We start from the raw sequence: 24,787 nt of genomic DNA, 5'->3' as shown, positions 1-24,787 counted from the left end.
AGGGGGCCCGTATCATAGCGGCCGCCATGTCCAAGACCGCCTCGAACACCCCCTTGCCCGGATTCCAGTACAGCCGCCACCAGTTCGAGGAACTGGTCGATCTGGCGCTCACGCACGCGAAGTCGCTCGGCGCGGCCGATGCGGCGGCCGAGGTGTCCGAAGGCGCGGGCCTCAGCGTCTCGGTGCGCAAGGCCGAGCTGGAGAACGTCGAGCGCAATCGCGACAAGTCGCTTGGCGTCACCGTGTACCTGGGCCAGCGGCGCGGCAACGCCAGCACCTCCGACTTCTCCGCCGCCGCCGTGCGCCAGACCGTGCAGGCCGCCTACGACATCGCCCGCTTCACCGCCGAAGACCCGGTGGCTGGCCTGCCCGACGCGCAGGACGTGGCCGCCGAGGCCGACCGCCTGCGCGATCTGGATCTGTTCCATCCCTGGGCCATCACCTCCGAACAGGCGGCCGAACTGGCCCTGGCCTGCGAGGCCGCGGCCTTCGCCACCAGCAAGCAGATCACCAACAGCGAAGGCGCCAGCGTCTCGGCGCAGCAGTCGCACTTCTTCGGCGCGCACATGCGCGGCGGCCAGCGCGGCGGCAAGGGCATCTTCAGCGGCGGCTACGCCAGCTCGCGCCACAGCCTGTCGGTCGCGCCCATCGCGGGCAAGGGCGCACAGATGCAGCGCGACTACTGGTACAGCTCCATGCGCGCGCCGCAAGACCTGGCCTCGCCCGAGGTGGTGGGCCGCTACGCCGCCGAGCGCGCGCTCTCGCGCCTGCGCGCCCGCAAGATCGCCACCACCGAATGCCCGGTGCTGTTCGAGTCGCCCCTGGCCGCCGGCTTGCTGGGCGCCTTCGTGCAGGCCATCAGCGGCGGCGCGCTGTACCGCAAGACCAGCTTCCTGGCCGACAGCCTGGGCAAGTCGGCCATGGCCGCGCACCTGGACATCGACGAAGACCCCTTCGTGCGCGGCGGCAAGGGCAGTTCGCCGTTCGACGACGAAGGCGTGCAAACGCGCGCGCGGCGCGTGGTCGACGGCGGCGTGGTGCAGGGCTACTTCCTGTCCACCTACTCGGCCCGCAAGCTGGGCATGCGCACCACAGGCAACGCGGGTGGCTCGCACAACCTCACCCTCACCAGCCGGCGCACCCAAGCCGGCGACGACCTCGACGCCATGCTGAAGAAGCTGGGCCGTGGCCTGTTCGTCACCGAACTGATGGGGCAGGGCGTCAACCCCGTCACGGGCGACTACTCGCGCGGCGCCTCGGGTTACTGGGTCGAGAACGGCGTCATCGCCTACCCGGTGCAGGAAATCACCATCGCCGGCAACCTGCGCGACATGCTCATGGGCATCGAGGCCGTGGGCGCGGACGCCTACAACTACGGGGCCAAGACGGTGGGCTCGGTGCTCGTCAATCGCATGAAGGTCGCCGGGAGCTGATCACATGCTGCGGCCCGAGGCGCTCGCGCTCGTGGCGGCCGCCTGCTGGGCCATCGCGGCGTTGTTCTCGGCCCCCGCCGCGCAGCGCCTGGGCGCCATCGCATTCAGCCGCTGGCGCATGTTCTTCGCTGCCCTGCTGCTGTGGACCATCGCGCTGGCCAGCGGTGGCTGGCGCAGCCTCGACGCTTCCGCCTTCGGTCTGCTCGCGCTGTCGGGCGTCATCGGCATTTTCATCGGCGACACGGCGCTGTTCGCCTGCATGAACCGCCTGGGACCGCGCCGCAGCGGCGTGCTGTTCGCCACCCACGCGGTGTTCTCCGCGGTGTTTGCCTGGATGTTCCTCGGCGAATCGCTGCTGGGCTGGGCACTGGTGGGCAGCGGCCTGCTGGTGGCGGGCGTCATGCTGGCCATCCTGCGCGGTCGGCGCGGCGACGAGGCCCACGCCTGGGAACAGACGCGTGGGCACCTGTGGGTGGGCGTGGCACTGGGGCTGGCGGCGGCGCTGTGCCAGTCGGTGGCCACGCTGATGCTCAAACCGCTCATGGCCAGTGGCATCGACGCCGTGGCCGGCTCGGCCATGCGCATGAGCACGGCCTTTGCGGCGCACGCGCTGCTGTGGGCCAGCGGTTGGGGCATCGCGCGCTCGCGCGAGCCCATGCGCTGGCGCGAGGCGGGCCAGATCTTCGGCAGCGCCGCCATTGCCATGGCCCTGGGCATGACGCTGATCCTGCAGGCCATGAAACACGGCCAGGCGGGGCTGGTGGCGATCCTGTCGTCGGTCACCCCCATCGTGGTGTTGCCGCTGCTGTGGCTGGTGTACCGGCGTCGCCCGGCGTGGGGCGCGTGGGCGGGCGCAGCGCTGGCGGTGGCGGGCACCACGCTCATCCTGGGCTGATTCGCCCGCGCGTGGCGGGTCGGGCGGCGCATCGGGCGGGGTACTCCCCTCCCGTTGTGCTTCGCAGCGGCGGCTGTAATGCCGCCCGTGAAAACCACCATCCCCTTCCTCTGCCCCATGGGCCTTGCCGCACGCGTCTCGCTGCCGGCGCTCGTCGTCGCCAGCTTGCTGTCCTGTCCGACCTGGGCCCAGTCGCCCGCCGACGCCGCCCAACGTGACCAATTCGAACAACGCCGTGCCGCCGAGCGTGAACGTCAGCAGCGCGAGGCACTGCAGCGCGGCACCGACGTGTTCGGCGGTGCCGAGGCCGCGCCGCCCCGGCAGGACTGGCCCGCGACCGAAACCCCGTGCGTCGCCATCGAACGCGTGCGCGTGCGCGGTGAAGCGGCCGACTCGTTCGGCTGGGTAGCGGACGCGCTCACGCAGGGACCCGACCCGGCCGTCGGCCGTTGCCTGGGTACCGAGGGCGTCTCCGTGGCGGTGGCGCGCGCGCAGCGGCACCTCACGGCGCAGGGCTTCGTCACCTCGCGCGTGATGCTGGAGCCGCAGGACCTCTCCCGCGGCACCCTTGCCCTGACGTTGCTGCCAGGGCGCATTGGCGCCATCCGCTTCGCGGAGGGCACCTCGTTGCGCGCCACACCACTCAACGCCGTGCCCGCGCGCGTGGGCGACATCCTCAACGTGCGCGACGTCGAGCAGGCGCTGGAGAACCTGCGCCGCGTGCCCACGGTGGAGGCCGACGTCCAGATCGTGCCCGGCGCGTCGCCGGCCGACAGCGAACTGCTCATCCAGTGGCGCCAGGCCTTTCCGCTGCGGCTGAACCTGTCTCTCGACGACGGCGGAGCCAGATCCACTGGCCGCTATCAGGCCAGCGCCACCCTCAGCGTGGACCACTGGTGGACACTCAACGACCTGTTCTATTTCACCCAGGGCCGCGACCTGGGCGGCGGCGATCCGGGCGATCGCGGCACGCGCAACACCAGCGTGCACTACTCGCTGCCCCTGGGCTACTGGGGGCTGGGTTTCAACGCCAGCCGCCACCGCTACTTCCAGAGCGTGGCCGGCCTGACGCAGGACTACCGCTACAGCGGCCGCGGCGCGCAGCAGGACATCACCCTATCGCGCCTGTTGCACCGCGACGCGGTGGCCAAGACCACGCTCAGCCTCAAGGCGTTCGCGCGCCAGTCCAGCAGTTTCATCGACGACACGGAAGTGGAGGTGCAGCGTCGGCGCACCGGCGGCTGGGAGCTGGGCGCCGAGCACCACCGCCAGATCGGCTCATCGCAGCTCGACCTGCGGGCCGCCGCCAAACGCGGCACCGGTGCGTTTGGCTCACGGCCCGCGCCCGAAGAGCCTTTCGGTGAAGGTAGATCACGCTTCAAGCTGTTCAGCATGGACCTCGCCTGGTCCCAGCCGTTCGAGCTGGCGGGACTGCGGCTGCATTGGAGCAGCCACTGGCGCGGCCAGCGTGAACGCACGCCACTCACGCCGCAAGACCGCTTCGCCATCGGTGGGCGCTACAGCGTGCGCGGCTTCGACGGCGAAAGCAGCCTGACTGGCGAGCGAGGCTGGCTGTGGCGCAACGAGCTGAGCCTGCTGCTGGGCGACAGCGGCCAGCGACTCTACGCCGGCGTGGACCAGGGCCGCGTGGGCGGCCCCAGCGCGCAGTGGCTGGTGGGCCAGCGCCTGGCCGGCGCCGTGCTCGGCTTGCGCGGTGGCTGGCGCGCGCTGCATTACGACGTGTTCCTGGGCGTGCCGGTGCACAAGCCCGAAGGGTTCCGCACGCCCCACGCGGTCGCGGGGTTCCAGTTGGGCGCCAGCTTCTAGTGGGCGTGCCCTGCGCTCGGCGGCACGTCGCGGCTCACCCCGCCAGCGCCGCCTTCACCGCCGCCGACACCTGCCCCATGTCGGCCTTGCCCGCCAGGCGCGTCTTCACCGCGCCCATCACCTTGCCCATGTCGCCCGGCCCCTTGGCACCCAGTTCGGCCACGATGGCCTTCACCTCCGCCGCCACCGCCTCGGCCGACAGGCGTTCGGGCAGGTAGGCCTGCAGCACCACCAGCTCGGCGGCTTCCTTGGCCGCCAGATCCGGCCGGTTGCCCTGTTCGAAGGCGGCGATGGAGTCCTTGCGTTGCTTGACCATCTTGTCGATCACGCCCACCACGGCGGCGTCGTCGAGCTCGATGCGCTCGTCCACTTCCTTCTGCTTGATCGCCGCCGTGAGCAGGCGGATGGTGGCCAGGCGCTCGGTTTCCTTGGCGCGCATGGCGGCTTTCATGTCGTCGGTGATGCGGACTTTGAGGCTCATGGTGGGCTCCGGTGGTTCGGCGGCGCGCGGCCGTCGCAAGAGAAAAAGGGTAGGGCAAAAGAAAAAGCCCGCTCTAGCGTCCTGGAGCGGGCTTTTCGGCCGGACACGCCGGCGGCGTTCAGTACAGCTTCTTGGGCAGCTGCATGGAGCGAACGCGCTTGAAGTGGCGCTTGACTGCGGCGGCTTTCTTGCGCTTGCGCTCGGCGGTGGGCTTCTCGTAGAACTCGCGGGCGCGGAGGTCGGTCAGCAGGCCGAGTTTTTCAATGGTGCGCTTGAAGCGACGCAGAGCCACGTCGAACGGCTCGTTGTCCTTGACACGGATGGTGGTCATGTATCGATCGATTCCTGAGAATGTGCGGCCAGAGGATGGCGGGGAAGATCAGGCCCGGCCTTCTTGGCTGCGAAGTGTCCCGTCTAAAACTAGTATTGGCCGACGGGAATTTGCCAGCAAAGCCCGCGATTATAGACATTTCCGCCGCGTTGGCTACCGCCGAGCCGCCGCCGGGCCGCACCAAGGCGGCTCAGCCCCCTCGGGGGGCAGCGACCCGCGCCGCGGCGGAGCGTGGGGGCTTGTGCTTACAGCGCCTGCGCGCAGGCATGGGCGGACGCCCAGGCCCACTGGAAGTTGTATCCGCCCAGCCAGCCCGTCACGTCCACCACCTCGCCGATGAAGTACAGCCCGCCCTGGCGCGATTCCATCGTCTGCTGGGACAGGGCCCGCGTGTCCACCCCACCGCGCATCACCTCGGCCTTGCGCCAACCCTCGGTGCCGGTGGGCACCAGCTCCCAGCGCTGCAATCGCTCGGCCAGGCGGGCCAGGGCACGGTCGCCGGTTTCCATCACGGGGCGCTGCCAGTCGGCATCCGTCGCGGCCCAGGCGTCGGCCAGGCGGGCGGGCACCCACTGGGCCAGTTCGTTGGCCAGCAGCTTGCGTGATCGGCGCTTGGCCTCGCCCAGGGCCTCGGCCAGGTCGGTGTCGGGTGCCAGGTCCAGGCGGATGGGCGCGCCCGGCAGCCAGTAGCTGGAGATCTGCAGCACCGCGGGGCCGGACAGACCCCGGTGGGTGAACAGCAGGTCCTCATCGAAGGCCATGCGCTCCTTCTTGCCGCCGGTCTCGATGCGCACAGGCAGCGCCAGCCCGGCCAGGCCGGCGTAGGGCGCCCAGGCGGCGCCGTCGAAGGTGAGCGGGACCAGGGCGGCGCGGGGTTCGATCACGCCCAGGCCGAACTGCGCCGCCAGGCGCAGGCCGAAGTCGCTGGCGCCGATCTGCGGGATGGGCAGGCCGCCGGTGGCCACCACCAGCTGGGGCGCGCGCACGGGGCCGCGGTCGGTGTCGAGTTCGTAGGTGCCGTCGCCGCCCTGGCGCACGGCCTGCACAGCGCAGGGCTGCCAGCGGGTCACGCCGCCGGCCTCGCACTCGCGCAGCAGCATCTGGATCAGGTCGTCGGCCGAGCGGTCGCAGAAGAGTTGGCCCTTGTGCTTCTCGTGCCAGGCAATGCCGTGGCGCTGCACCAGGGCGATGAAGTCGGTGGGCGTGTAGCGCGACAGCGCCGAGCGGCAGAAGTTCGGGTTCTCGCTGACGAAGTGCTTCTGCGGCGCGCGCGGGTCGAGGTCGCGATTGGTGAAGTTGGCGCGCCCGCCGCCGGAGATGCGGATCTTCTCGGCCACCTTGGGGCTGTGGTCGATGAGCAGCACGCGGCGCCCACGCTGGCCGGCGATGCCGGCGCAGAACAGGCCGGCGGCGCCGGCGCCGACGACGATGGCGTCCCAGGGCTTGTCGCTCAAGGCTCAGCCCTTCCAGGTGAACGGGAAGGCCAGTTGCCGCAGAAAGCCCTTGGGCACGTAGTCGCCCAGCACGCCGTAGCGCTCGGGCCACAGCTTCGGGCTGTTCACGGCGGTGCCGAAGAGGTGGTCCAGGAAGGCGTAGTGCGCGGCGTAGTTGCGGTCCAGCGCCTCCTGGTCCTGGCTGTGGTGCCAGTGGTGGAAGTTGGGCGTGACGATGAGGTAGCGCAGCGGGCCCAGGCGCACGCTCACGTTGGCGTGGTTGAACACCGCCTGGAAGCCCACCACGATGATGTAGGCGTCGATCACTTCCTTGGAGAAGCCCAGCAGGAACATCGGCCCCAGCACCAGGGTGCGGGTGATGAGCGTCTCTAGGATGTGCTGGCGCGAGCCGGCCATCCAGTCCATGTGTTTGGTGCTGTGGTGCACCGCGTGCAGGCGCCAGAGCAGCGGCACCTCGTGGTACGCGCGGTGCGTCCAGTACTGCGCCAGATCGGCCACCAGGATGCACAGCGGCAGGCCGGCCCAGAAGGGCAGGCCGGCGATCCAGCCGCGCACGCCGTCCACCGGCACCCAGCCGAACAGGCGGTGCACCAGCAGGTTGGTGGCCAGCAGCATGAAGCCCACCAGCATGTGGTTGACGATGAAGTGGTGGAAGTCGGTCTGCCACTCGGGGCGGAACACCGGCTGGTCCTTGCGCAGCTTGAAGAGCTTCTCGATGAAGATGAAGATCAGCGCCGAGCCCAGCAGGTCGAGGATGAACCAGTCCAGGCCGATGTAGGGCGTGTCGTCGGGAAAGTTCGGGTCCACCTCCACCGCGTGGCCACCGAGCAGGGCGCTCAGCCGCACCAGCGCGAAGGCCGCGCCGGCCAGCCAGGGCGCGCGACGGAAGACCAGGTTGGCCAGGCTCAGCGCCCCGGCCAGCACCAGTGACCAGAACAGGATCTGGCGCATCAGCGCCACGTCGTACTGGCGGCGCAGCTCGGGCGTGGTGAGGTACTCGGGAAAGTGGAAGGCCAGCACGCCCAGGAAGCACAGCACGGCCAGCACCAGGGCAATGACCCCGGTGACCAGGCCGCGCCCGGGGCGCAGCGCGCCGTGGCTTTCGGCGAGGTGGTTGAGTTTGTCGAGCATGCGGCCGCCTCCTGATCATGGGCCGCAGTGTAGGGGTTCACTGTCTTGCGTTGCGCTCCGCCAGAACGGCCGCCTTGCGCGTCAGCTCGTCGATCTCGGTGCTGATGTCCGACAGCACGTTCGCCACCACGGCGAACTCGCGGCCGTGCTGGCCGGCGCGCGCGGCCATCACCTGGGCGTTGAAGCTCACCACCTTGGCTTCCTTGGCCACGCTCTGGATGGCGCCGACGATGCCCGTGAGCTCTTTCATCATGGCGTCGGCGCGGGCCTTGGCGACCTCGTCGAAGGCGGTGGTGGCGGTGTTCAGGGCGTCCAGCACGCGGTCGGTGTGGGCCACCAGTTCGGCCAGCGTGGTGGGCGCGCGGGCGCTGCCGGACTCGATCTGGTCCAGCGCCTGGTTCATGAGCCGCATGAAGGCCTGCACCACCGGGCCCACGCCGCGCGCACCATGGTAGGTCTCGTCGATGCGGCGGGCACCCGCTGGCTCCAGGTGGCCGACGGTGGCCTGCAGGTGCTGCTGGCTTTCGGTGAAGGTCTGCAGGCTGCGCCGGGCGGCCTGCAGGCGCTCGGCGTCGCCCTGGGCGGCCAGCACGGTCTGCAGGACCATGCGCTGCGAGAGCATGCGCTGGCGCGCGGCCAGGTTGACCAGGGAGAGGCCGGCGATGTGGACGGGCACCGTGTCGGGGCGCGTGCCCGTGGGTGGGGCGGCAAGCGATGTCATGGCCCACACCAAGCAATCGCCGCGCCACCGCGAGGGCGGGTGCTGAAAAAAATGGAGCAGGCGTGCGCCAGTGGACGACGCCCGCGCGTCAGGCCGCGCGTCAGGCCGCGCGAATGGCAGGCTTGGATGCTTGCAGCGAGGCCAGGCCCCGCAGCACGTCGCCCACCACAATCACCGAGGGGCTGCCCAGCCCCTCGCGGTCGATGCAGCCGCGCAGGTCACCCAGGGTGCTGACGGTGTGGCGCTGCTGAGGCAGGGTGGCGTGCTGGATCACGGCCAGCGGCGTATCGGCCGGCAGCCCGGCGAGCAGGCCCGCCTCGATCTGCGCAGCCCCGCTCACACCCATGTAGATGACCAGGGTGAGTTTCGCGTCGCGCGCGGTGGCGGCCAGGGTGGGCCAGTCGGTGCCGGCGTCGCCGGGCTTGGCGTGGCCGGTGATGAACACCACGCCATGCGCGTGGTCGCGGTGCGTGAGCGGCACGCCCAGCGCGGTGAGGCCCGCCAGGCCTGAGGTGATGCCGTTGACCACCTGCACCGCGATGCCCTCGGCACGCAGGTGCTCCAGTTCTTCACCCCCACGGCCGAAGATGAACGGGTCGCCGCCCTTCACGCGCACCACCACCTCGCCCTCGCGCGCGGCCATGAGCATGAGGCGTTCGATGAAGGCCTGTGGCGTGCTCTTGCAGCCGCCGCGCTTGCCCACGTGCACGATGCGCGCGTTCGGGTTGGCGTGTTCCAGCACGGCCTCGTTCACCAGGTCGTCCACCAGCAGCACGGTGGCCGCGCCGATGGCGCGCACCGCCTTGAGCGTGAGCAGTTCCGGGTCGCCGGGGCCCGCGCCCACGAGGGTGACGGTGCCGGGCAGGAAGTCAGGCGTTGACGGTTTCATGGGCGTTCACCTCGGCGAGGATGCAGTCGGCCTGGCGCGCGATGGGCGCCGGCAGGGGGATGTGGCCGTCGAGCACGGCGCGGATATAGGCGGCCGTGGACACGGCGTCGATGGCGGGCAGCTCGGGCAGTCTGGCCAGTGGCCCGTCCTGCGCGGCGATGCGCTCGATGCGCTGGCCGTCGCGAAAGGCCTCGATGCGTGGCTGGCGGCGCGCATCGGCCACGGGCTCGCCCTCGGTGCCGCGCAGCAGCAGGGCGTGCGCGCCGGTGAGCGCGAAGGTGGCGGCCATGCTGAGGGCGTATTCGGGGTGGGTGTAGCTGCCCACGATCAGTGCGGGCCCGTCCACCGGGTTCATGAGCTTGACCAGACTATGCCCCGGGTTGCGCAGGCCCACGGCGCGGCGCACGTCGAGCAGGCGCTTGAGACCGGGCAGCAGCACCGGGGTGGGCACGAAGGCGCACGCTCCCGGGGCGATGGCCGCCACGTGCGCGGCCGGGGCCACGCCGAGGGCGTCGAACACCGCTTCGGCGGCGACCCGCTTGTCCTCCGTGGCCGTGCCGTGCACCAGCACCGCCGCGCCCCGGCGCGCCAGGTGCAGCGCCAGCAGGGGTGTGAGCAGCGGCAGCTTGCGCGCGCCGTTGTAGCTGGGCAGCACGACGATGGGTTTGCCGTTGCCGGGCACGCGCTTCAGGCGCGCGTGCGTGGCGTCCAGGAAGCCGGCCATCTCCTCGGGCGTTTCGCCCTTGATGCGCATGGCCAGGCAGAAGCCGCCCAACTCCAGGTCGCTCACGGCGCCGTCGAGCACCTGGCCCATCAGGTCGGCGGCCTGCTCGCGCGTGAGGGCTCGCGCGCCGTCCTTGCCGCGGCCGATTTCCTTGATGTAGTGGCTGATGCCCATGTTGGTGAGAGAGGCTGAATCGCGGGATTGTCCGGCAGGCTTGATGACTTGTCGTTATATGAAGACGGCGCCTGGCTCAGGCCGGCGTGGTGTCGCGCTCGCGCACCAGGCGGCGCAGTTCGGGCACGCAGGAGCCGCACTGGGTGCCGCAGCGCAATTGGGTCTGCAGTTGCGCCAGGCGTTCCTCGTCGCTGCCGTCCGCGCGCGCCAGGCAGGTGCGAATGGCGCTGTCGCTGACGTTCAGGCAGGTGCAGACCTGCTTGCCGCGCGGCGCCTGCTCCACCGGGGCGCTGGCGCCGGGCATGAGCAGGCGGCGGGCGTAGGCCTCGGCGGGGGCCTCATCCTGCAGCAGGGGCTTGAGCCAGGCCTCTGCGCGCGCGTCGCCGGCGAGCAGGAAGGCCTCCAGGCGCGCGCCGCGTTCCGGGCTGCGCGACAGGCGGGCGCAACGCCGCTGGCCCAGGCGGCGGTCGGCGTAGCGCTGGGCGTCGGGCGCGTCCAGGCCCAGCACGGCCTCAAGCCGGTCCAGCAGGGCAGGCGCGGGCGCGTCGTGCGCGGCGGCGCGAAACAGCACGCCGGTGCGCTCGCGCCCGAAGGGCACGCAACTGACGAAGGGGAATTCGCCCATCAGCGCGCGCAGCTCGGCCTGCGTGGCCAGGGCGCGGTCATCGGGCAGCCAGGCCACGGCCAGCAGGGTCCAGGGCAGGTCGGCCTTGAGCACCTTCACCGCCGCGTGCTTGAGTTCGGGCTGTTTCGATGAAGGGCAGTAGGCCGAGGTGGTGAGCGCGTTCACACCGGCCAGTGGCTCCCCACTGCTGCTCAGGCCGCTCAGGTACTCGGCCCCCCAGTGCATGGCGATGAAGGCTTGCGCGGGGGCGATCTGTTCGCTGGCCTGCGCGGGCAGCACGATGCTGCCGCGCTTGCTGGTGACGTGCACCAGGTCCCCGTCGGCCAGCGCCAGGCGCTCCATGTCGCGGGCGTTGAGTTGCACGGCCGGTTCGGCCACGTGGCCGAACAGGCGGCCCAGCGTGCCGGTGCGGCTCATGCCGTGCCACTGGTCGCGCAGGCGGCCGGTGGTGAGGGAGAAGGGGTAACGCGATTCGCGCGGCTCGGCCAGCGGCTTGTAGGGCAGGGCGGCGAAGCGGGCGCGGCCATCGGCGGTGGGGAAGACGCCGTCTTCGTACAGGCGGGCTTTCCCTTCGGACAGACCTTCACGCAGCGGCCACTGCTGCGGGCCTTGCTGTTCGAGCATCGCGTAGCTCAGGCCGGTGATGTCCAGGTCGCGCCCGCGCGTGGATTCGCGGTGTTCGAGCCAGATGGATTCGGGCGTGTCGTAGGGGAACAGCGTGTTGCCCGGGCGCAGGCGCCGCGCGAAGTCGACCACGATGCGCCAGTCGTGCCGCGCCTCGCCTGGCGGTGGCACGGCGGCGCGCACGCGGCTGATGCGGCGTTCGCTGTTGGTGACGGTGCCTTCCTTCTCGCCCCAGGTGGTGGCGGGCAGCAGCAGGTCGGCGAAGTCGCAGGTGGCGGGGGTGGTGAAGGCCTCCTGCACCACCACGAACTCGGCGCGCTGCAGCGCGCGGCGCACGGTGCGCTGGTCGGGCATGGACTGCGCGGGGTTGGTGCAGGCGATCCACAGCGCCTTCACCGCGCCGTCGGCGGCGGCTTCGAACAGCTCCACCGCGGTGAGGCCGGGCTTGTCGGGCACGCTCTGCACGCCCCACAGCGCGGCCACCTCGGCGCGGTGCGCGGGGTTGGCCAGGTCGCGGTGGGCCGAGAGCAGGTTGGCCAGGCCGCCGACCTCGCGCCCGCCCATGGCGTTGGGCTGGCCCGTCAGGCTGAACGGGCCAGCGCCGGGCTTGCCGATCTGGCCCGTGGCCAGATGCAGGTTGATCAGGCTCGCGTTCTTGGCGGTGCCGCTGCTGCTCTGGTTCAGGCCCTGGCAGTACAGGCTCAGCGTGGCGCCGCGCGCCTGTGGGTCGGTGCTGGCGCCGGTGGCGAACCAGCGCGCGGCGGTGAAGAGGTCTTCTTCGGTGAGGCCGCAAACCTGGGCCACGCGCTCGGGCGTGCACTCGCGCACCAGGGCCTTGAGCGCGTCGAAGCCGCTGGTGTGGCGCTCGATGTACGCCGCGTCGGTCCAGCCCTCCCACAGCATGATGTGCAGCAGGCCGTGGAAGAGCATCACATCGGTGCCGGGCTGCAGGGGCAGGTAGAGGTCGGCGATGCCGGCGGTGTCGGTGCGGCGCGGGTCGGCCACGATCACCTTCATGTCCGGGTTGGCGCGCCGCGCGTCTTCCAGTCGGCGAAACAGGACCGGGTGCGCGAAGGCCGCGTTGCTGCCCACGATGAACAGGCAGTCCGCGTGGTTCAGATCGTCGTAGCAGGCCGGGGGCGCGTCGGCACCCAGGGTGAGCTTGTAGCCGGCCACCGCGCTGCTCATGCACAGGCGCGAGTTGGTGTCGACGTTGTTGGTGCCGATGAGCCCCTTGGCGAGCTTGTTGAAGACGTAGTAGTCCTCGGTGAGCAACTGGCCGCTGATGTAGAAGCCCACGGCGTCGGGGCCGTGCGTGGCGATGGCGCCGTTGAAGCGGCGCGCGGCCAGGTTCAGGGCTTCGTCCCATGACGTGCGCACCGGCGCGGCACCGCGCGCGGGGCGTTGCATGGGGTGCAGCAGGCGCGTCTGGCGCGCCACGCTGTCGGCGGCGGTGAGGTGCAGGGTCTGGCCTTTGCTGCACAGGCGGCCGACGTTGGCCGGGTGATCGGGGTCACCGCGCACGCCGGTGATGCGCGTGCCCTCGCTTTCGATGATGACCCCGCAGCCCACGCCGCAGTAGGGGCAGGTGGAGCGGGTGTCGGTCATGGGGAGACGCGGCGCGTGGCCGGGCCGGCGACAGGGCGCGCGAGGTCGGTGGCGTGCGTGGCGAGTTCGCGTGCGTCCAGGTGCACCACGCCGTCCACCACCTGCACCGCGAAGCGTGGCGTGCAGCCCTCGTCGGGTGCCTGTGCGCAGCCGTCGTTCAGTCCGATGGTCCAGTTGTGCAGCGGGCAGGCGACGCGGTTGTCGAAGACGATGCCCTGGCTCAGCGGCCCGCCCTTGTGCGGACAGCGGTCGAGCAGGGCGAACACGCCGCCGTCGGCGTTGCGGAAGATGGCCACGTCCAGGCCCACGGGGCGGCGCACGGTGCGCGAACCCAACTCGGGAATCTCGTCGACGCGGCAGATGGCGGTCCATTGGCTGAGCAGGCTCATGCGGCGCTCCCTTCGACAGCCATGGACTGAATGGGAATGAACTGCCGGGTGTCCACCGCGGCTTTCTCGTGTTCGAACCAGGGGTCGGGCTCGCCGTCGAGCGCGAACTGCAGTTGCGCCCACAGCGCCTTGCGGCCCTCGGCGTCGTCCAGGATGCGCTTCTTCACGTAGTCCAGGCCCACGCGGCCCACGTAGTGCACGGTGCGCTCCAGGTACCAGCCCTCCAGGCGGTAGAGCTGCATGAAGGCGCCGGTGTACTCCAGCACCTCCTCGGCCGTTTTCAGCTTCACCAGGAACTCGGCCACCTCTGTCTTGATGCCGCCATTGCCGGCCACGTACATCTCCCAGCCCGAGTCGACGCCGATGATGCCCACGTCCTTGATGCCGGCCTCGGCGCAGTTGCGCGGGCAACCGCTCACCGCGAACTTCACCTTGTGCGGCGCGTACATGCGCCACATCGCGCGCTCCAGGTCCTTGCCCATCTGCGTGCTGTCCTGCGTGCCCATGCGGCACCACTCGCTGCCCACGCAGGTTTTCACCGTGCGCAGGGCCTTGGCGTAGGCGTGGCCGCTGGGCATGCCGATGTCGCGCCAGACGTTCTGCAGGTCTTCCTTCTTCACGCCCAGCAGGTCGATGCGCTGGCCGCCGGTGACCTTGACGGTGGGGATCTGGTACTTGTCCACCACGTCGGCGATGCGGCGCAGCTCGGCGGCCGTGGTCTCGCCGCCCCACATGCGCGGGATCACGCTGTAGGTGCCGTCCTTCTGGATGTTGGCGTGGCTGCGCTCGTTGATGAAGCGGCTCTGCGGGTCGTCCCTGGCCTCCTTGGGCCAGGTGCTGATGAGGTAGTAGTTGACGGCAGGGCGGCAGGTGGCGCAGCCGTTGGGCGTGCGCCAGCCCATGCCGGCGAAGACCTCGGCGGTGCTGAGGTACTTGCGCTCGCAGATGGCGTCGCGCACCGCCTGGTGACCGTGTTCGGTGCAGCCGCAGATGGCCTTGAGCTTGGGCGTGGCGGAGTAATCGCCGCCGGCGGTGAACATCAGGATCTGTTCCACCAGGCCGGTGCAGGAGCCGCAGCTCGCGCTGGCCTTGGTGTGCTTGCGCACCTCTTCCAGCGTGAACAGGCCCTTGTCCTTGATGGCCTTGCAGATGGCGCCCTTGTTGACGCCGTTGCAGCCGCAGACCTCGGCCTCGTCGGGCATGCTGGCGGCCTTGCTGTGGCCTTCATGGCCGGTGTCGCCGATGTTGGACTCGCCGAACATCAGCTTGTCGCGGATGTCGGCCACGCTGCGCCCTTCGCGCAGCAGCTTGAAGTACCAGCTGCCGTCCACCGTGTCGCCGTACAGGCAGGCGCCCACCAGTTTGTCGTCCTGGATGACGAGCTTCTTGTAGACGCCGCCGCCGGGGTCGCTCATCACGATCTCTTCGGTGTTGTCGCCGCCCATGAAATTGCCGGCCGAGAACAGGTCGATGCCGGTGACCTTGAGCTTGGTGGAGGTGAGCGAGCCGCTGTAGCGGCCGATGCCGAACTCGGCCAGGTGCGTGGCCAGCACCTTGCCCTGCTCGAACAGTGGCGCGACCAGGCCGTAGGCGATGCCGCGGTGCGCCGCGCATTCGCCCACGGCGTAGATGCGCGCGTCGGTGACGGTCTGCAGGGTGTCGCTGACCACGATGCCGCGGTTGACGTGCAGCTTCATCGATTCGGCCAGCGCGGTGTTGGGGCGGATGCCGACGGCCATGACGACCAGGTCGGCGGGGACTTCGCTGCCGTCCTTGAAGCGCACCGATGTCACGCGCCCGCCAGTGCCGTCGTTTTGATCGCCCACCAGCTCCTGCGTCTGCGCGCCGATGAGGAAGTTCATGCCGCGCGACTGCAGCGACTGCTGCAGCAACTTGCCGGCCACGTCGTCGAGCTGACGCTCCATCAGCCAGGGCGCCACGTGTACCACGCTCACCGTCATGCCGCGCTTCATGAGGCCGTTGGCGGCCTCCAGGCCCAGCAGGCCGCCGCCGATGACCACCGCGTGCTTGTATTTCGCGGCGGCGTCGATCATGGCCTGGGTGTCGGCGATGTCCCGGTAGGCCAGCACGCCCTCCAGGTCCTTGCCGGGGATCGGCAGGATGAAAGGGTTGGAGCCGGTGGCCATGATGAGGCGGTCGTAGGGCGCGCTGATCGCGTCGCCCGCGGCGTTGGTGGCGTGCACCACGCGCTTGACGCGGTCCACGCTGCTCACCTGCCAGCCCGCGTGCAGGGTGATGCCGTTGTCCTGGTACCAGGACCAGTCGTTGAGCACGATCTCATCCAGGGTCTGCTCGCCTGCGAGCACGGGCGAGAGCAGGATGCGGTTGTAGTTCGGGTGCGGCTCGGCACCGAAGACGGTGATGTCGTAGAGCCCGGGGGCGATCTTGAGCAGTTCCTCAAGCGTGCGCACCCCGGCCATGCCGTTGCCAACCATCACCAGCTTGGGTTTCTTCATCGTGGGAACTCCAGGACGTGTTTCGCGGAACGAGTGAACCGCCCGGCGCGGGGACAGGGCAGGGGGGCATGCGCCCCGCTCAGGCGGTGGGTGTTTCTTGCGCCGGTCGAACGACCGGGTGGGCGCGCGCCCTCGGGCGCTGGCCGCTGCCATGTCTGCGCGCGTCGTTGCACGCAGTGCCCCGGCTGGGCCGCCGGGGCGGGACGCCTCGTCGCGTCCGGGCGATTCAACGCAAGAGCCGTGCCACGGGCTTGCAGCGTCTTTCGAGGCCCCCGTTCTGGTGCACCATCGCGGGGTCGCGGGCGTGCCGCAGCGCCGCGACCTCGCCCGCTCTGCTGCGCAAGTGATTGATTCGCATGACTTCCGTGCTCGTTCTTCTCGATGGCGCCAAGGCCTCGCCGCTGGCGAAGGACCTGCAGGCCGCCGGCCTGCAGGTGCCCGAGGTGCTTGATGCGGTGCACCAATTGATGGCGGGCGTGGTCCGCCATGCACCAGATCTGGTGGTGGTGGACGCGCCGCTGCCCGGCGAGGCCCTGTTCCAGGCGCTGGCGGCCCTGGCCGGCACCGCGCCGCGCCCCGTGCTGGTGTTCACCGGCGACGTGGATGCGCAGAACATGGCGCGCGCGCTCGATGCCGGTGTGCAGGTCTGGGCCGTCAACGGCTACGGCGCGCCGCGCCTGCGCCCGCTCATTCATCTGGCGCAGGCGCGCTTCCAGCGCGAGCAGGCGCTGCGCGAGGAGCTGCGCGATCTGACGCAGCGCTTCGAGGAGCGCAAGCTGGTGGAGCGCGCCAAAGGCATCTTGATGCGCGCGCGGCAGATCCCGGACGAGGACGCCTTCCAGTTGTTGCGCGGCGCCGCCATGCAGACGCAGCAGCGCATGGGCCAACTGGCGCAGCAGATCATCCATTCGGCGCGCTACGCCGAGGGCGTGAACCGCGCGGGTCAGTTGCGCATGCTGTCGCAGCGCGTGGTCAAGCTGCACCTGCTGTGCCTGGCCGGCGTGGACGAGGCGCGCCACCGCGCGCTGCTCGACGAATCGGCCGCGCGCATCGACGCCAACCTGGCGCTGCTGCAACGCAACCTCTCGCAGCCCACCTTCGGCGACCTGATCGCCCCGCCGAGCGAGGCCTGGGCGCGCCTGAAGCCGCTGCTGCGCGGCGCGCCCGCCGCCGCGCCCGCGCAGGCCGATGCCCTGGCCGATGAACTACTGGCCAGCGCCGAGCGCCTGACCGCCAGCCTGGAGAGCGCGGGTTCCGTGGCGCCGCTGCGCGCGCTCAATACCGCCGGGCGCCAGCGCATGCTGTCGCAGCGCTACGCCAAGTGCGCGCTGCTGGCCTTGCTGGAGCCGGCCGCCGTGTCGCAACACGCACAGGCCATGGACGAGGCCCGCCAGGCCTTCGAGCAAGGCCTGGCCTACCTGCAGGCGGCGCCGCTGTCCACGCCCGAGATCCGCGCCGCGATGGACGCGGCCCTGGGCGCCTGGCAGCAGATGCTGGCCGGCGCCGCCCTGGCCGAGCGCGCCACGGGCCGCGAGCGCCAGAACCGCCTGGGCGCCTTCGCCACGGCCAGCGAGGCGGTGCTGGACGCCGTCGAGCGACTCACCGCGCAGGTGGAGCACAGCATGCAACTGTTGATGGGCTGAGGCAGCGCATGGCCGGCATCGACCTCGACATCGGCTTCTGGTGCCGCGCCGGCCGATGCCCGGTGAACGAGGACTTCTGCGGCGCGCAGTTGCCGCCTCCCGGCCAGGAGGCGCGCGGCAGCGTCGTCGCCGTGGCCGATGGCGTGAGCGCCGGCGGCCTGGGCCGCGAGGCCGCGCAGACCACCGTCACCAGCGTGCTGCGTGACTACCACGGCACGCCCGAGACCTGGGACACCACCGTGGCGCTGGACCGCGTGATCGCCGCGCAGAACGCCTGGCTGGCCGGCATGAACCGCCGCCGCGCGCCGGCCATGGGGCTCACCACGCTCACCGCGCTGGTGTTGCGCGGCCAGTCGTACACGTTGGCGCACGTGGGCGACAGCCGCTGCTACCTGCTGCGTGAGGGCGAGCTCACGCAGCTCAGCCACGACCACGTGGTGCCGCATCCGGACCTGCGCCACCGCCTGCTGCGCGCCGTCGGCCTGGAGGACCACGTGGTGGTGGACTACCAGCAGGGCGACCTGCAGGTGGGCGACACCTTCCTGCTGCTCACCGACGGCGTGCACGGCAGCCTGCCCGACCGGCGCCTGCGCGAATGCCTGGCCGGCCGCGAGGCGCGCGCCGCCGCCGAGACCGTGGTGGAGGCGGCGCTGGCCGCCGGCAGCGACGACAACGTGACCGCGCTGGTGGTGCGCGTGCGCGGCCTGCTGGAAGCCACGCTGCAGGACGCGCAGCGCCAGGCCCAGGCCTTGCCGGTGCCTCCCAAGTTGGCGGTGGGCGCCGCCATCGATGGCCTGGTGGTGACCGCGCTGGTGGCCGACAACGGCGTCAACCGCCTCTACCAGGTGCGCGACCCCGGCACGCAGCGCCTGTACGCGCTCAAGACGCTGCACCCCTCGCGCGCGCACGACGCCGACGAACGCGCCACGCTCGCGCACGAGGGGTGGCTGGCCGCGCGCATGGCCTCATCGCGCGTGGCCGAACACCTGGTGGCCCTGCACCCGTGGCTGCCGGGCGGTGGCGAGCGCACCGCCTTCTACCTGCTGTACGACTGGCACGCAGGCGAGACCTTGCAGCAGCAGATCGACCGCGGTGAGCGCCCCGGGCCCACCAAAGCGGTGGCCCTTGCCATGCAGGCGCTGCGCGTGTTGGGTCGCCTGCACCGCCAGGGCGTGGTGCACCGTGACATCAAGCCCGCCAACCTGCACCAGGGCGACGACGGCCTGCTGCGCGTGCTCGACCTGGGCGTGGCGCTGTCGGGCCGCGAGCCGGCCGCCACGCGCGCGCTGCACGCGGGCACGCCAAGCTTCATCAACCCTGAGCAGTGGGGTTTTCAGCTCGGCCCTGGCGAGGCCGAGCCCGCCGCGCCTGACGCTGGCAGCGACCTGTTCGCGCTCGGCGTCACGCTGTACCAGTTGCTCACCGGGCGGCTGCCGTATGGCGAGGTGCTGCCTTACCAGATGGGCCGCTACCACCGCGACCCCGTGGCGCCGAGCCGCCACAACCCGGAGGTACCGATCTGGCTCGACCACGTGGTGCTCAAGGCCGTGGCGCGGGATCGCGCCTTGCGCTTCGAGACGGCGGAGGAGTTCCTGCTCGCGCTGGAGCGCGGGGCGTCACGGCCCTTGAACGCGCCGCCGGCGTCACCGCTGCTGCGGCGCGACCCGGCGATGCGCTGGAAGCTGCTGGCGGGCGTGAGCCTGGTGTTCAACCTGATCCTGGTGGTCTGGTTGCTGTTTTTGCCGAGGTGAGCGCGGTCGCGCTCGGCCGGGACGCGTGTCCCGCACCCGCGCGCCAAGGACGTCCCCTCATCGGGCTGAGCGGGACGCACGTCCCGCGCGCGCGGTCCCACCACGGTGAATGCTGTGTCCCCGTCGATCCGACACCAGCCCACCCGAAAGGACACGCCATGCCCACCACCGCCATTGCCACCGACACCCCGCGCTACGCCAAGACCATCGAGGTCTCCAAGCGCATCCGCTGGGACATCGATCGCGACGTGATCCGCGAGCGCACCTTCGACCTGACCCACACATTCCTGCCCGACGGCCTGTCGCTGGCCGACGAGTTGGGCTTCCTGAGCCCGGCCGAGCACCGTTTCCTGAGCCAGGTGCAGGGCCGCACCTACGCCAACATGTTCGGCCTCGTCGAGCGCTTCATCGGCGCCAAGATGCTCGAAGTCAGCCGCGACCACTGGCTGGGCGACCAGACCGCGCTGGAGGCCATCGTGCGCTTCACCGACGAGGAGCTGAAGCACCAGGAACTGTTCCGCCGCATCGAGCGCCTGGTGGCGGCTGGCATGCCGCCCGGCTACCGCTTCGACGTGTCGCCCAACGACGTGGCCGCCTTCGTGCTGGGCAAGAGCACCTGGGCCGTGCTGGCGCTCACCTGCCACATCGAGCTGTTCTCGCAGGCGCACTACCGGGCCAGCATCGCGGGTGCCGAGGGCCTGTCGCCGCTGTTCAAGGACGTGTTCCTGTTCCATTGGCGCGAGGAGTCGCAGCACGCCATCATCGATGAGCTGGAGTGGGAGCGCGAGGACGCGCGGCTTGTCTCCGACGCCGAGCGCGACGCGGCGGTGGACGACCTGATCGCGCTGGTCGGTGGCGTGGACGGCATCCTGCAGGCGCAAGCCGCGGCCGACGCGGCGTACTTTCTGGACATCACCGGCGCGACGCGCGACGACGAGCGCGTGGAGGCGGTGCACGCCACGCTGCTGAAGGCCTACCGTTGGCAGTACATCGTCTCGGGCACGCTGGAGCCGCGCTTCCAGGCGCTGCTGGGCGGATTGGTCAGCGCGGCGCAGATGGCGCGCATCCAGGCCGCATTGGCGCCGCTCGCGTACGCCGTGCCGGCGAGAGCGGAGGCGGTGCGCGCCATGAGTGCGGCGGTGCACTGAGCGCGCGGACCGGCGTTCAGGCGCTGCGCGCCCGCCCGCCTTTCTCCGCCCAGGTCCGCGTCCAGCGGATCTGCATCACGCGCAGCATCAGCAGCATGGCCGCGGAGCAGGCCGCGAAGCTGACGAAGCCCCAGAGGTAGTCGCCGCTGTGCTGCTTGCTCAGACCCATGGCGTTGGGGATGAGGCCGCCGCCCAGGGCACCGATCTCGCCGATCATGGAGCCGGCCACGGCGGTGGTGAGCGGCCAGCGCAAGGGCACCAACTGGAACAGCGCGCCGTTGCCCGCGCCCAGCGCCGCGAAGCACAGCAGGAACAGCAGCATGGTGGCCGTGAGCGATTGCTGGGCGAAGCCACAGAGCACCAGCGTGACCGTGACGACCAGCAGCACGCCGGTGAGCGTGTTCACGCCGCCCCAGTGGTCGGAGATCCAGCCGCCGAAGACGCGCAGCGCCGCACCCATGAAGGCCGCCAGCATGGTGAGTTGGCCCGCCTGCACCTTGCTCACGCCGAACTGGTCGTAGAAGTAGCTGGGCAGGAAGGTGGTGAGGCCGATGAAGCCGCCGAAGGTGACGGCGTAGATCAGGCTGAAGGCCCAGCCGTCCTTTTCGAACAGGCAGGCGATGTGATCGCGAAAGCTGGCGTGCGCGGCGCGGTCGGGTGGCTCCTGCGCGCAGACGACCATGACCACCACGGGCAGCAAGACGCCGATGGCGGCGATGCCGTAGACCGTCTGCCAGCCGAAGGCCTGGGCCAGCGGTGGCGCCAGCAGGGCCGACACGGCCGTGCCCACGTTGCCCGCACCCACCAGGCCCATGGCCAGGCCCTTGTAGCGCGGTGGGAAGGAGCCCGAGCCGAGCGAGAGCGCCACGCCGAAGCTGGCGCCCGCGATGCCCAGCAGCACGCCCATGGCGAGCAGGTCGTTGAAGGATTCGACGAAGAAGTAGCCGAACAGCATCGCGATGGCGATGCCGCCCATCTCGACCAGCGTGGCGTTCTTGCGCCCCACGTACTGGGCCAGCACGCCCAGGGGAAAACGCATCAGCGCGCCCGCGAAGATGGGCACGGAGAGCATCAAACCCTTCTGCGTGGGGGTGAGGTTGTAGGCCTCGGAAATGAACGGCGCCATGGAGCCGTTGAGCACCCAGATGGCGCAGGAGAAGGCGAAGTAGAAAAAGGCCGCGCCCAGGGTCGGGGCGTGGCCGGCATTGAGGAATTGTCGGAAGTGGCCGGGCTGTGCCGCCATGGTGCAGTCCTTGAAATCAACGGGGGAGAAGGCTCCCGCATTGGTGCAAGAACCGCGCCAAGCTGGGGCGCACCGCCGGGGTGCGCCCGATGGCGTGTGTGTTGCGCCCTCAGGCGCTCAGGGCCTCCGGCGCCTTGCTCGCGCGGGCGCTGCGTGCCATCGGCTCCACTTTGCGCTGCTTCTCGTGCAGGAAGCTCAGCACCTCGTGGCGGTAGTGGTTGTAGCGCGCGTCGTCCGACAGGGCCAGGCGGTCGCGCGGGCGCTCGAGTTCGACGTCGAGGATCTCGCCGATGGTGGCCGAGGGGCCGTTGGTCATCATCACGATGCGGTCGCTCAGCAGCACGGCTTCGTCCACGTCGTGCGTGATCATCATCACCGTGTTGTGCAGCTCCGTCTGGATGCGCATCACCTCGTCCTGCAGGTGCGCGCGGGTCAGCGCGTCCAGCGCGCCGAAGGGCTCGTCGAGCAGCAGCACCTTGGGCTCCATGGCCAGCGCGCGCGCGATGCCCACGCGCTGCTTCATGCCGCCCGAGATTTCGGAGGGCAGGCGGTGCAGGGCGTGGCCCATGCTCACCATCTCCAGGTTGTGCAGGATCCAGTCCTTGCGCTCGGCCTTGGTCTTCACGCCACGGAAGGTTTTGTCCACCGCCAGTTCCACGTTCTGGTAGACCGTGAGCCAGGGCAGCAGCGAGTGGTTCTGGAACACCAGCGCGCGGTCGGGGCCGGGTTCGTTCACCTCGCGGCCGTCGACGATGACGCCGCCCGCGCTGGCCTTGAGCAGGCCGGCCACGATGTTGAGCACCGTGGACTTGCCGCAGCCCGAGTGGCCAATGAGGGAGATGAACTCGCCGCGCTTCACGTCCAGGTTGATGTGGCGCAGCACGGGGTTGACGGTGCGGCCCTTGGTGAAGGTCATGTCCACGCCGCTGATGCTGAGGTAGGCGTTGTCGCTCATGGTGGGGCTCCTGTGTTGCGAAGACGGGATCAGCTCGCGGCGGTGCCGCGCGTGACGAGGTGGCCGATGAAGGCGACGATGCGGTCGAGCAGGAAGCCGACGATGCCGACGCAGAAGAGCGCGAGGATGATGTCGCTGATGCGCGAGCTGTTCCAGGCGTCCCAGATGAAGAAGCCGATGCCCACGCCGCCGATCAGCATCTCGGCCGCGACGATGGCCAGCCAGGACAGGCCCACGCCGATGCGCAGCCCCGAGAAGATGAAGGGCGCGGCGGCGGGCAGCATGATCTTGCCGAAGTACTCCACGCCGTTGAGCCGGATCACGCGCGCGACGTTGCGGTAGTCGTCGGGGATGTTGCGAATGCCGATGGAGGTGTTGATGATGATCGGCCAGATGGCGGTGATGAAGATGACGAAGATGGCCGAGGGGTGGCCGTCGCGGAAGCCGGCCAGGGAGATCGGCAGCCAGGCCAGCGGCGGCACGGTGCGCAGCACCTGGAACAGCGGGTCGAGCCCGCGCAGCGCCCAGGTGGACTGCCCCACCAGCACCCCCAGGCTGACGCCGGCGATCACCGCCAGCGTGTAGCCGTAGGCCACGCGCTTGAGGCTGGCGAGCATCTGCCAGGCCAGACCCACGTCGTTGCCGCCGTTGTCGTAGAAGGGGCTCACGATGAGCTCCCAGGTGTCTTGCACCACCTTGCTCGGTGGCGGCAGCGCCGCGCCCGGGCGCGAGCCCAGCAGCTCCCAGATGACCAGCAGCAGGCCGATGATCACCAGCGGCGGCAGCACGTGCGTCATGAAGCCGCGCGCGGCGGCCTTGATCCAGTTGGGCAGGGCGGCCGGGGGTGCGGCGGGCGTGGCCAGCCGGATCGGCTCGAGGGTTTCCGTGGTGGTGTTCATCGCGGGGACTCCTGGTCTACGGGGAATTGCGGGCTCGGCGCGGGCGGGGCGCGCGTTCAGGCGGCCTTGACGGTCTTGATGGCCAGGCTGTCGAGGTACTTCTTCGGGTTGGCCGGGTCGAAGACCTTGCCATCGAAGAAGGTCTCCACGCCGCGCGAGGTGGACGTGGGGATGTCCTTGGCGGCCACGCCCAGGTCCTTGGCGGCGGCGCGCCACAGGTCTTCGCGGTTCACCTTGGCGATGAGGGCCTTGGTGTCCAGGCTGGTGGGCAGGTAGCCCCAGCGCATGTTCTCGGTCAGGAACCACAGGTCGTGGCTCTGGAAGGGGTAGCTGGCCTGGTCTTTCCAGAAGCGCATCTGGAACTTGCTGTTCATCTCGACGCGGCCGGTGCCGTAGTCGAAGTCGCCCTTGACGCGGTCGATCACGTCGGCCACGGGGGCGTTGATCCAGCGCCGGCGCGAGCAGATCTCGGCCACCTCGGCGCGGTTGGCCGGGTCCTCGCACCACATCTGCGCTTCCATCACGGCCTTGATCAGCGCCTGCGTGGCGTTGGGGTTGGCCTGCACGTAGTCGGCGCGCATGGCGAAGGCCTTCTCCGGGTGGTTCATCCAGAGTTCGCTGGTGGTGATGGCCGTGTAGCCGATCTTCTGGTTGATGAGCTGGCGGTTCCAGGGCTCGCAGACGCAGAAGGTGTCCATGCTGCCGACCTTCATGTTGGCCACCATCTGCGCGGGCGGCACCACGATGGTGGAGATGTCCTTGTTCGGGTCCACGCCGCCGGCGGCCAGCCAGTAGCGGATCCACAGGTCGTGCGTGCCACCGGGGAAGGTCATGGCGGCGTTGACCGCCTTGCCGCTGCCGCGCTTGGCCGCCAGGGCCTTGCCGAAGGCCTTGGTGTCCGTGCCCACCTTCAGGTTGGCGTATTCGGCGCCCACCGAGATGCCCTGGCCGCCCAGGTTCAGGCGCGCCAGGATGTTCATGGGCACCGGCACGTTGTTGGGCGTGACCGCGCCGGTGGTGATGAGGTAGGGCATGGGCGTGAGGATGTGCCCGCCGTCGATGCCGCCCTTGGCCGAGCCGAGCACGAGGTTGTCGCGCGTGGTGCCCCAGGACGATTGCTTGAGCACCTCCACCTCGGTCATGCCGTGCTTCTTGAAGAAGCCCTTCTCATCGGCCACGAACAGGGGCGCGGCGTCGGTGAGGGCGATGAAGCCGAGCTTGGCGGCCTTGGTTTCCAGTGCGGTGGCGGCTTGCGCGCGGGTGCCGAGCAGGCTGCCGGCGAGGGCGACGGAACCGAGGGCGCCGGCCCGCTGGATCAGGTGGCGGCGGGACAGAGGGGTCGAAGGCATGGTCGTGGACTCCTGT

Annotated in this window: 20 protein-coding genes; 6 read left to right on the top strand and 14 right to left on the bottom strand. The window is 70.3% G+C overall.

Annotated features, from left to right (window positions below; translation table 11 throughout):
• Positions 1–26 precede the first annotated feature (26 nt).
• From pmbA to BN948_RS11210, 3 genes are all read left to right on the top strand, one after another.
• A complete protein-coding gene (gene pmbA, locus BN948_RS11220; protein ID WP_009520190.1) occupies positions 27–1,433 on the top strand; it encodes a metalloprotease PmbA in 1,407 nt (468 codons plus the stop codon).
• A 4-nt stretch (positions 1,434–1,437) separates the two neighbouring features.
• Positions 1,438–2,328: a DMT family transporter gene (locus BN948_RS11215; protein ID WP_009520189.1), complete on the top strand. Its 891-nt coding sequence runs from the start codon at positions 1,438–1,440 to the stop codon at positions 2,326–2,328.
• Positions 2,329–2,406: 78 nt separating this feature from the next.
• Positions 2,407–4,155 (top strand): ShlB/FhaC/HecB family hemolysin secretion/activation protein, encoded by a 1,749-nt coding sequence (locus BN948_RS11210; RefSeq protein WP_009520188.1) that lies wholly within the window; start codon positions 2,407–2,409, stop codon positions 4,153–4,155.
• 34 nt (positions 4,156–4,189) lie between these two features.
• Here BN948_RS11210 and BN948_RS11205 read toward each other — a convergent pair whose 3' ends face one another.
• From BN948_RS11205 to nirB, 10 genes are all read right to left on the bottom strand, one after another.
• On the bottom strand, positions 4,190–4,636 hold the full coding sequence (locus BN948_RS11205; protein ID WP_009520187.1) for a GatB/YqeY domain-containing protein: 447 nt from the start codon (positions 4,634–4,636) through the stop codon (positions 4,190–4,192).
• 118 nt (positions 4,637–4,754) lie between these two features.
• Positions 4,755–4,967 (bottom strand): 30S ribosomal protein S21, encoded by a 213-nt coding sequence (gene rpsU / locus BN948_RS11200; protein WP_009520186.1) that lies wholly within the window; start codon positions 4,965–4,967, stop codon positions 4,755–4,757.
• Positions 4,968–5,212: 245 nt separating this feature from the next.
• Positions 5,213–6,421 carry a BaiN/RdsA family NAD(P)/FAD-dependent oxidoreductase gene (locus BN948_RS11195; RefSeq protein WP_009520185.1) on the bottom strand — a complete coding sequence of 403 codons (1,209 nt, stop codon included), beginning with the start codon at positions 6,419–6,421 and terminating at the stop codon, positions 5,213–5,215.
• Between the two features lie 3 nt (positions 6,422–6,424).
• Positions 6,425–7,552, bottom strand: coding sequence for a sterol desaturase family protein (locus tag BN948_RS11190; RefSeq protein ID WP_009520184.1), 1,128 nt, complete (start codon positions 7,550–7,552; stop codon positions 6,425–6,427).
• 37 nt (positions 7,553–7,589) lie between these two features.
• The gene (locus BN948_RS11185; RefSeq protein ID WP_009520183.1) at positions 7,590–8,273 is read right to left on the bottom strand and encodes a methyl-accepting chemotaxis protein; all 684 of its coding nucleotides are present in this window, start codon (positions 8,271–8,273) and stop codon (positions 7,590–7,592) included.
• Positions 8,274–8,373: 100 nt separating this feature from the next.
• Positions 8,374–9,162: a uroporphyrinogen-III C-methyltransferase gene (gene cobA, locus BN948_RS11180; RefSeq protein WP_009520182.1), complete on the bottom strand. Its 789-nt coding sequence runs from the start codon at positions 9,160–9,162 to the stop codon at positions 8,374–8,376.
• Positions 9,143–10,060, bottom strand: coding sequence for a DNA-binding protein YbiB (gene ybiB / locus BN948_RS11175; RefSeq protein WP_009520181.1), 918 nt, complete (start codon positions 10,058–10,060; stop codon positions 9,143–9,145). The genes cobA and ybiB overlap by 20 nt, the downstream gene beginning before the upstream one ends.
• Before the next feature lie 76 nt (positions 10,061–10,136).
• Positions 10,137–12,917 (bottom strand): nitrate reductase, encoded by a 2,781-nt coding sequence (locus BN948_RS11170; RefSeq protein WP_009520180.1) that lies wholly within the window; start codon positions 12,915–12,917, stop codon positions 10,137–10,139.
• On the bottom strand, positions 12,914–13,306 hold the full coding sequence (gene nirD / locus BN948_RS11165) for a nitrite reductase small subunit NirD (RefSeq protein ID WP_009520179.1): 393 nt from the start codon (positions 13,304–13,306) through the stop codon (positions 12,914–12,916). Before nirD ends, BN948_RS11170 begins: the two co-directional genes overlap by 4 nt.
• Positions 13,303–15,783 carry a nitrite reductase large subunit NirB gene (gene nirB / locus BN948_RS11160; protein WP_009520178.1) on the bottom strand — a complete coding sequence of 827 codons (2,481 nt, stop codon included), beginning with the start codon at positions 15,781–15,783 and terminating at the stop codon, positions 13,303–13,305. The genes nirD and nirB overlap by 4 nt, the downstream gene beginning before the upstream one ends.
• A 356-nt stretch (positions 15,784–16,139) precedes the next feature.
• Here nirB and BN948_RS11155 point away from each other — a divergent pair, with 356 nt between their 5' ends.
• From BN948_RS11155 to BN948_RS11145, 3 genes are all read left to right on the top strand, one after another.
• Positions 16,140–17,426: a type IV pili methyl-accepting chemotaxis transducer N-terminal domain-containing protein gene (locus tag BN948_RS11155; protein ID WP_009520177.1), complete on the top strand. Its 1,287-nt coding sequence runs from the start codon at positions 16,140–16,142 to the stop codon at positions 17,424–17,426.
• Positions 17,427–17,434: 8 nt separating this feature from the next.
• Positions 17,435–19,177, top strand: a complete 1,743-nt coding sequence (locus tag BN948_RS11150) for a bifunctional protein-serine/threonine kinase/phosphatase (protein ID WP_035621682.1) — start codon at positions 17,435–17,437, stop codon at positions 19,175–19,177.
• A 158-nt stretch (positions 19,178–19,335) separates the two neighbouring features.
• Complete coding sequence (locus BN948_RS11145) at positions 19,336–20,325, top strand: hypothetical protein (RefSeq protein WP_009520175.1); 990 nt, start codon at positions 19,336–19,338, stop codon at positions 20,323–20,325.
• Positions 20,326–20,341: 16 nt separating this feature from the next.
• Here BN948_RS11145 and BN948_RS11140 read toward each other — a convergent pair whose 3' ends face one another.
• The 4 genes from BN948_RS11140 to BN948_RS11125 all read right to left on the bottom strand — a co-directional run bounded on the left by BN948_RS11140 (position 20,342) and on the right by BN948_RS11125 (position 24,771).
• Complete coding sequence (locus BN948_RS11140; RefSeq protein WP_009520174.1) at positions 20,342–21,568, bottom strand: MFS transporter; 1,227 nt, start codon at positions 21,566–21,568, stop codon at positions 20,342–20,344.
• Positions 21,569–21,677: 109 nt separating this feature from the next.
• Positions 21,678–22,523: an ABC transporter ATP-binding protein gene (locus BN948_RS11135; RefSeq protein WP_009520173.1), complete on the bottom strand. Its 846-nt coding sequence runs from the start codon at positions 22,521–22,523 to the stop codon at positions 21,678–21,680.
• A 29-nt stretch (positions 22,524–22,552) separates the two neighbouring features.
• Complete coding sequence (gene ntrB, locus BN948_RS11130; protein ID WP_009520172.1) at positions 22,553–23,422, bottom strand: nitrate ABC transporter permease; 870 nt, start codon at positions 23,420–23,422, stop codon at positions 22,553–22,555.
• Positions 23,423–23,478: 56 nt separating this feature from the next.
• Complete coding sequence (locus BN948_RS11125; RefSeq protein ID WP_009520171.1) at positions 23,479–24,771, bottom strand: CmpA/NrtA family ABC transporter substrate-binding protein; 1,293 nt, start codon at positions 24,769–24,771, stop codon at positions 23,479–23,481.
• Between the last annotated feature and the right edge of the window lie 16 nt (positions 24,772–24,787).

Origin of the sequence: Hydrogenophaga intermedia (genome assembly GCF_000723405.1) — a bacterium.
Lineage (GTDB): Bacteria > Pseudomonadota > Gammaproteobacteria > Burkholderiales > Burkholderiaceae_C > Hydrogenophaga > Hydrogenophaga intermedia.
Note: the sequence above shows the minus strand (reverse complement) of the source record. Positions and strands in the feature narration are given on the sequence as shown.

Coding starts and splice junctions, on each gene's coding strand:
- BN948_RS11170 (WP_009520180.1), bottom strand. CDS start 12,917: ATGACCGACACCCGCTCCACCTGCCCCTACTGCGGCGTGGGCTGCGGG.
- BN948_RS11155 (WP_009520177.1), top strand. CDS start 16,140: ATGACTTCCGTGCTCGTTCTTCTCGATGGCGCCAAGGCCTCGCCGCTG.
- BN948_RS11125 (WP_009520171.1), bottom strand. CDS start 24,771: ATGCCTTCGACCCCTCTGTCCCGCCGCCACCTGATCCAGCGGGCCGGC.
- BN948_RS11210 (WP_009520188.1), top strand. CDS start 2,407: ATGCCGCCCGTGAAAACCACCATCCCCTTCCTCTGCCCCATGGGCCTT.
- BN948_RS11135 (WP_009520173.1), bottom strand. CDS start 22,523: ATGAGCGACAACGCCTACCTCAGCATCAGCGGCGTGGACATGACCTTC.
- nirB (WP_009520178.1), bottom strand. CDS start 15,783: ATGAAGAAACCCAAGCTGGTGATGGTTGGCAACGGCATGGCCGGGGTG.
- BN948_RS11215 (WP_009520189.1), top strand. CDS start 1,438: ATGCTGCGGCCCGAGGCGCTCGCGCTCGTGGCGGCCGCCTGCTGGGCC.
- BN948_RS11150 (WP_035621682.1), top strand. CDS start 17,435: ATGGCCGGCATCGACCTCGACATCGGCTTCTGGTGCCGCGCCGGCCGA.
- ntrB (WP_009520172.1), bottom strand. CDS start 23,422: ATGAACACCACCACGGAAACCCTCGAGCCGATCCGGCTGGCCACGCCC.
- BN948_RS11140 (WP_009520174.1), bottom strand. CDS start 21,568: ATGGCGGCACAGCCCGGCCACTTCCGACAATTCCTCAATGCCGGCCAC.
- nirD (WP_009520179.1), bottom strand. CDS start 13,306: ATGAGCCTGCTCAGCCAATGGACCGCCATCTGCCGCGTCGACGAGATT.
- BN948_RS11190 (WP_009520184.1), bottom strand. CDS start 7,552: ATGCTCGACAAACTCAACCACCTCGCCGAAAGCCACGGCGCGCTGCGC.
- BN948_RS11205 (WP_009520187.1), bottom strand. CDS start 4,636: ATGAGCCTCAAAGTCCGCATCACCGACGACATGAAAGCCGCCATGCGC.
- rpsU (WP_009520186.1), bottom strand. CDS start 4,967: ATGACCACCATCCGTGTCAAGGACAACGAGCCGTTCGACGTGGCTCTG.
- BN948_RS11185 (WP_009520183.1), bottom strand. CDS start 8,273: ATGACATCGCTTGCCGCCCCACCCACGGGCACGCGCCCCGACACGGTG.
- cobA (WP_009520182.1), bottom strand. CDS start 9,162: ATGAAACCGTCAACGCCTGACTTCCTGCCCGGCACCGTCACCCTCGTG.
- pmbA (WP_009520190.1), top strand. CDS start 27: ATGTCCAAGACCGCCTCGAACACCCCCTTGCCCGGATTCCAGTACAGC.
- BN948_RS11145 (WP_009520175.1), top strand. CDS start 19,336: ATGCCCACCACCGCCATTGCCACCGACACCCCGCGCTACGCCAAGACC.
- ybiB (WP_009520181.1), bottom strand. CDS start 10,060: ATGGGCATCAGCCACTACATCAAGGAAATCGGCCGCGGCAAGGACGGC.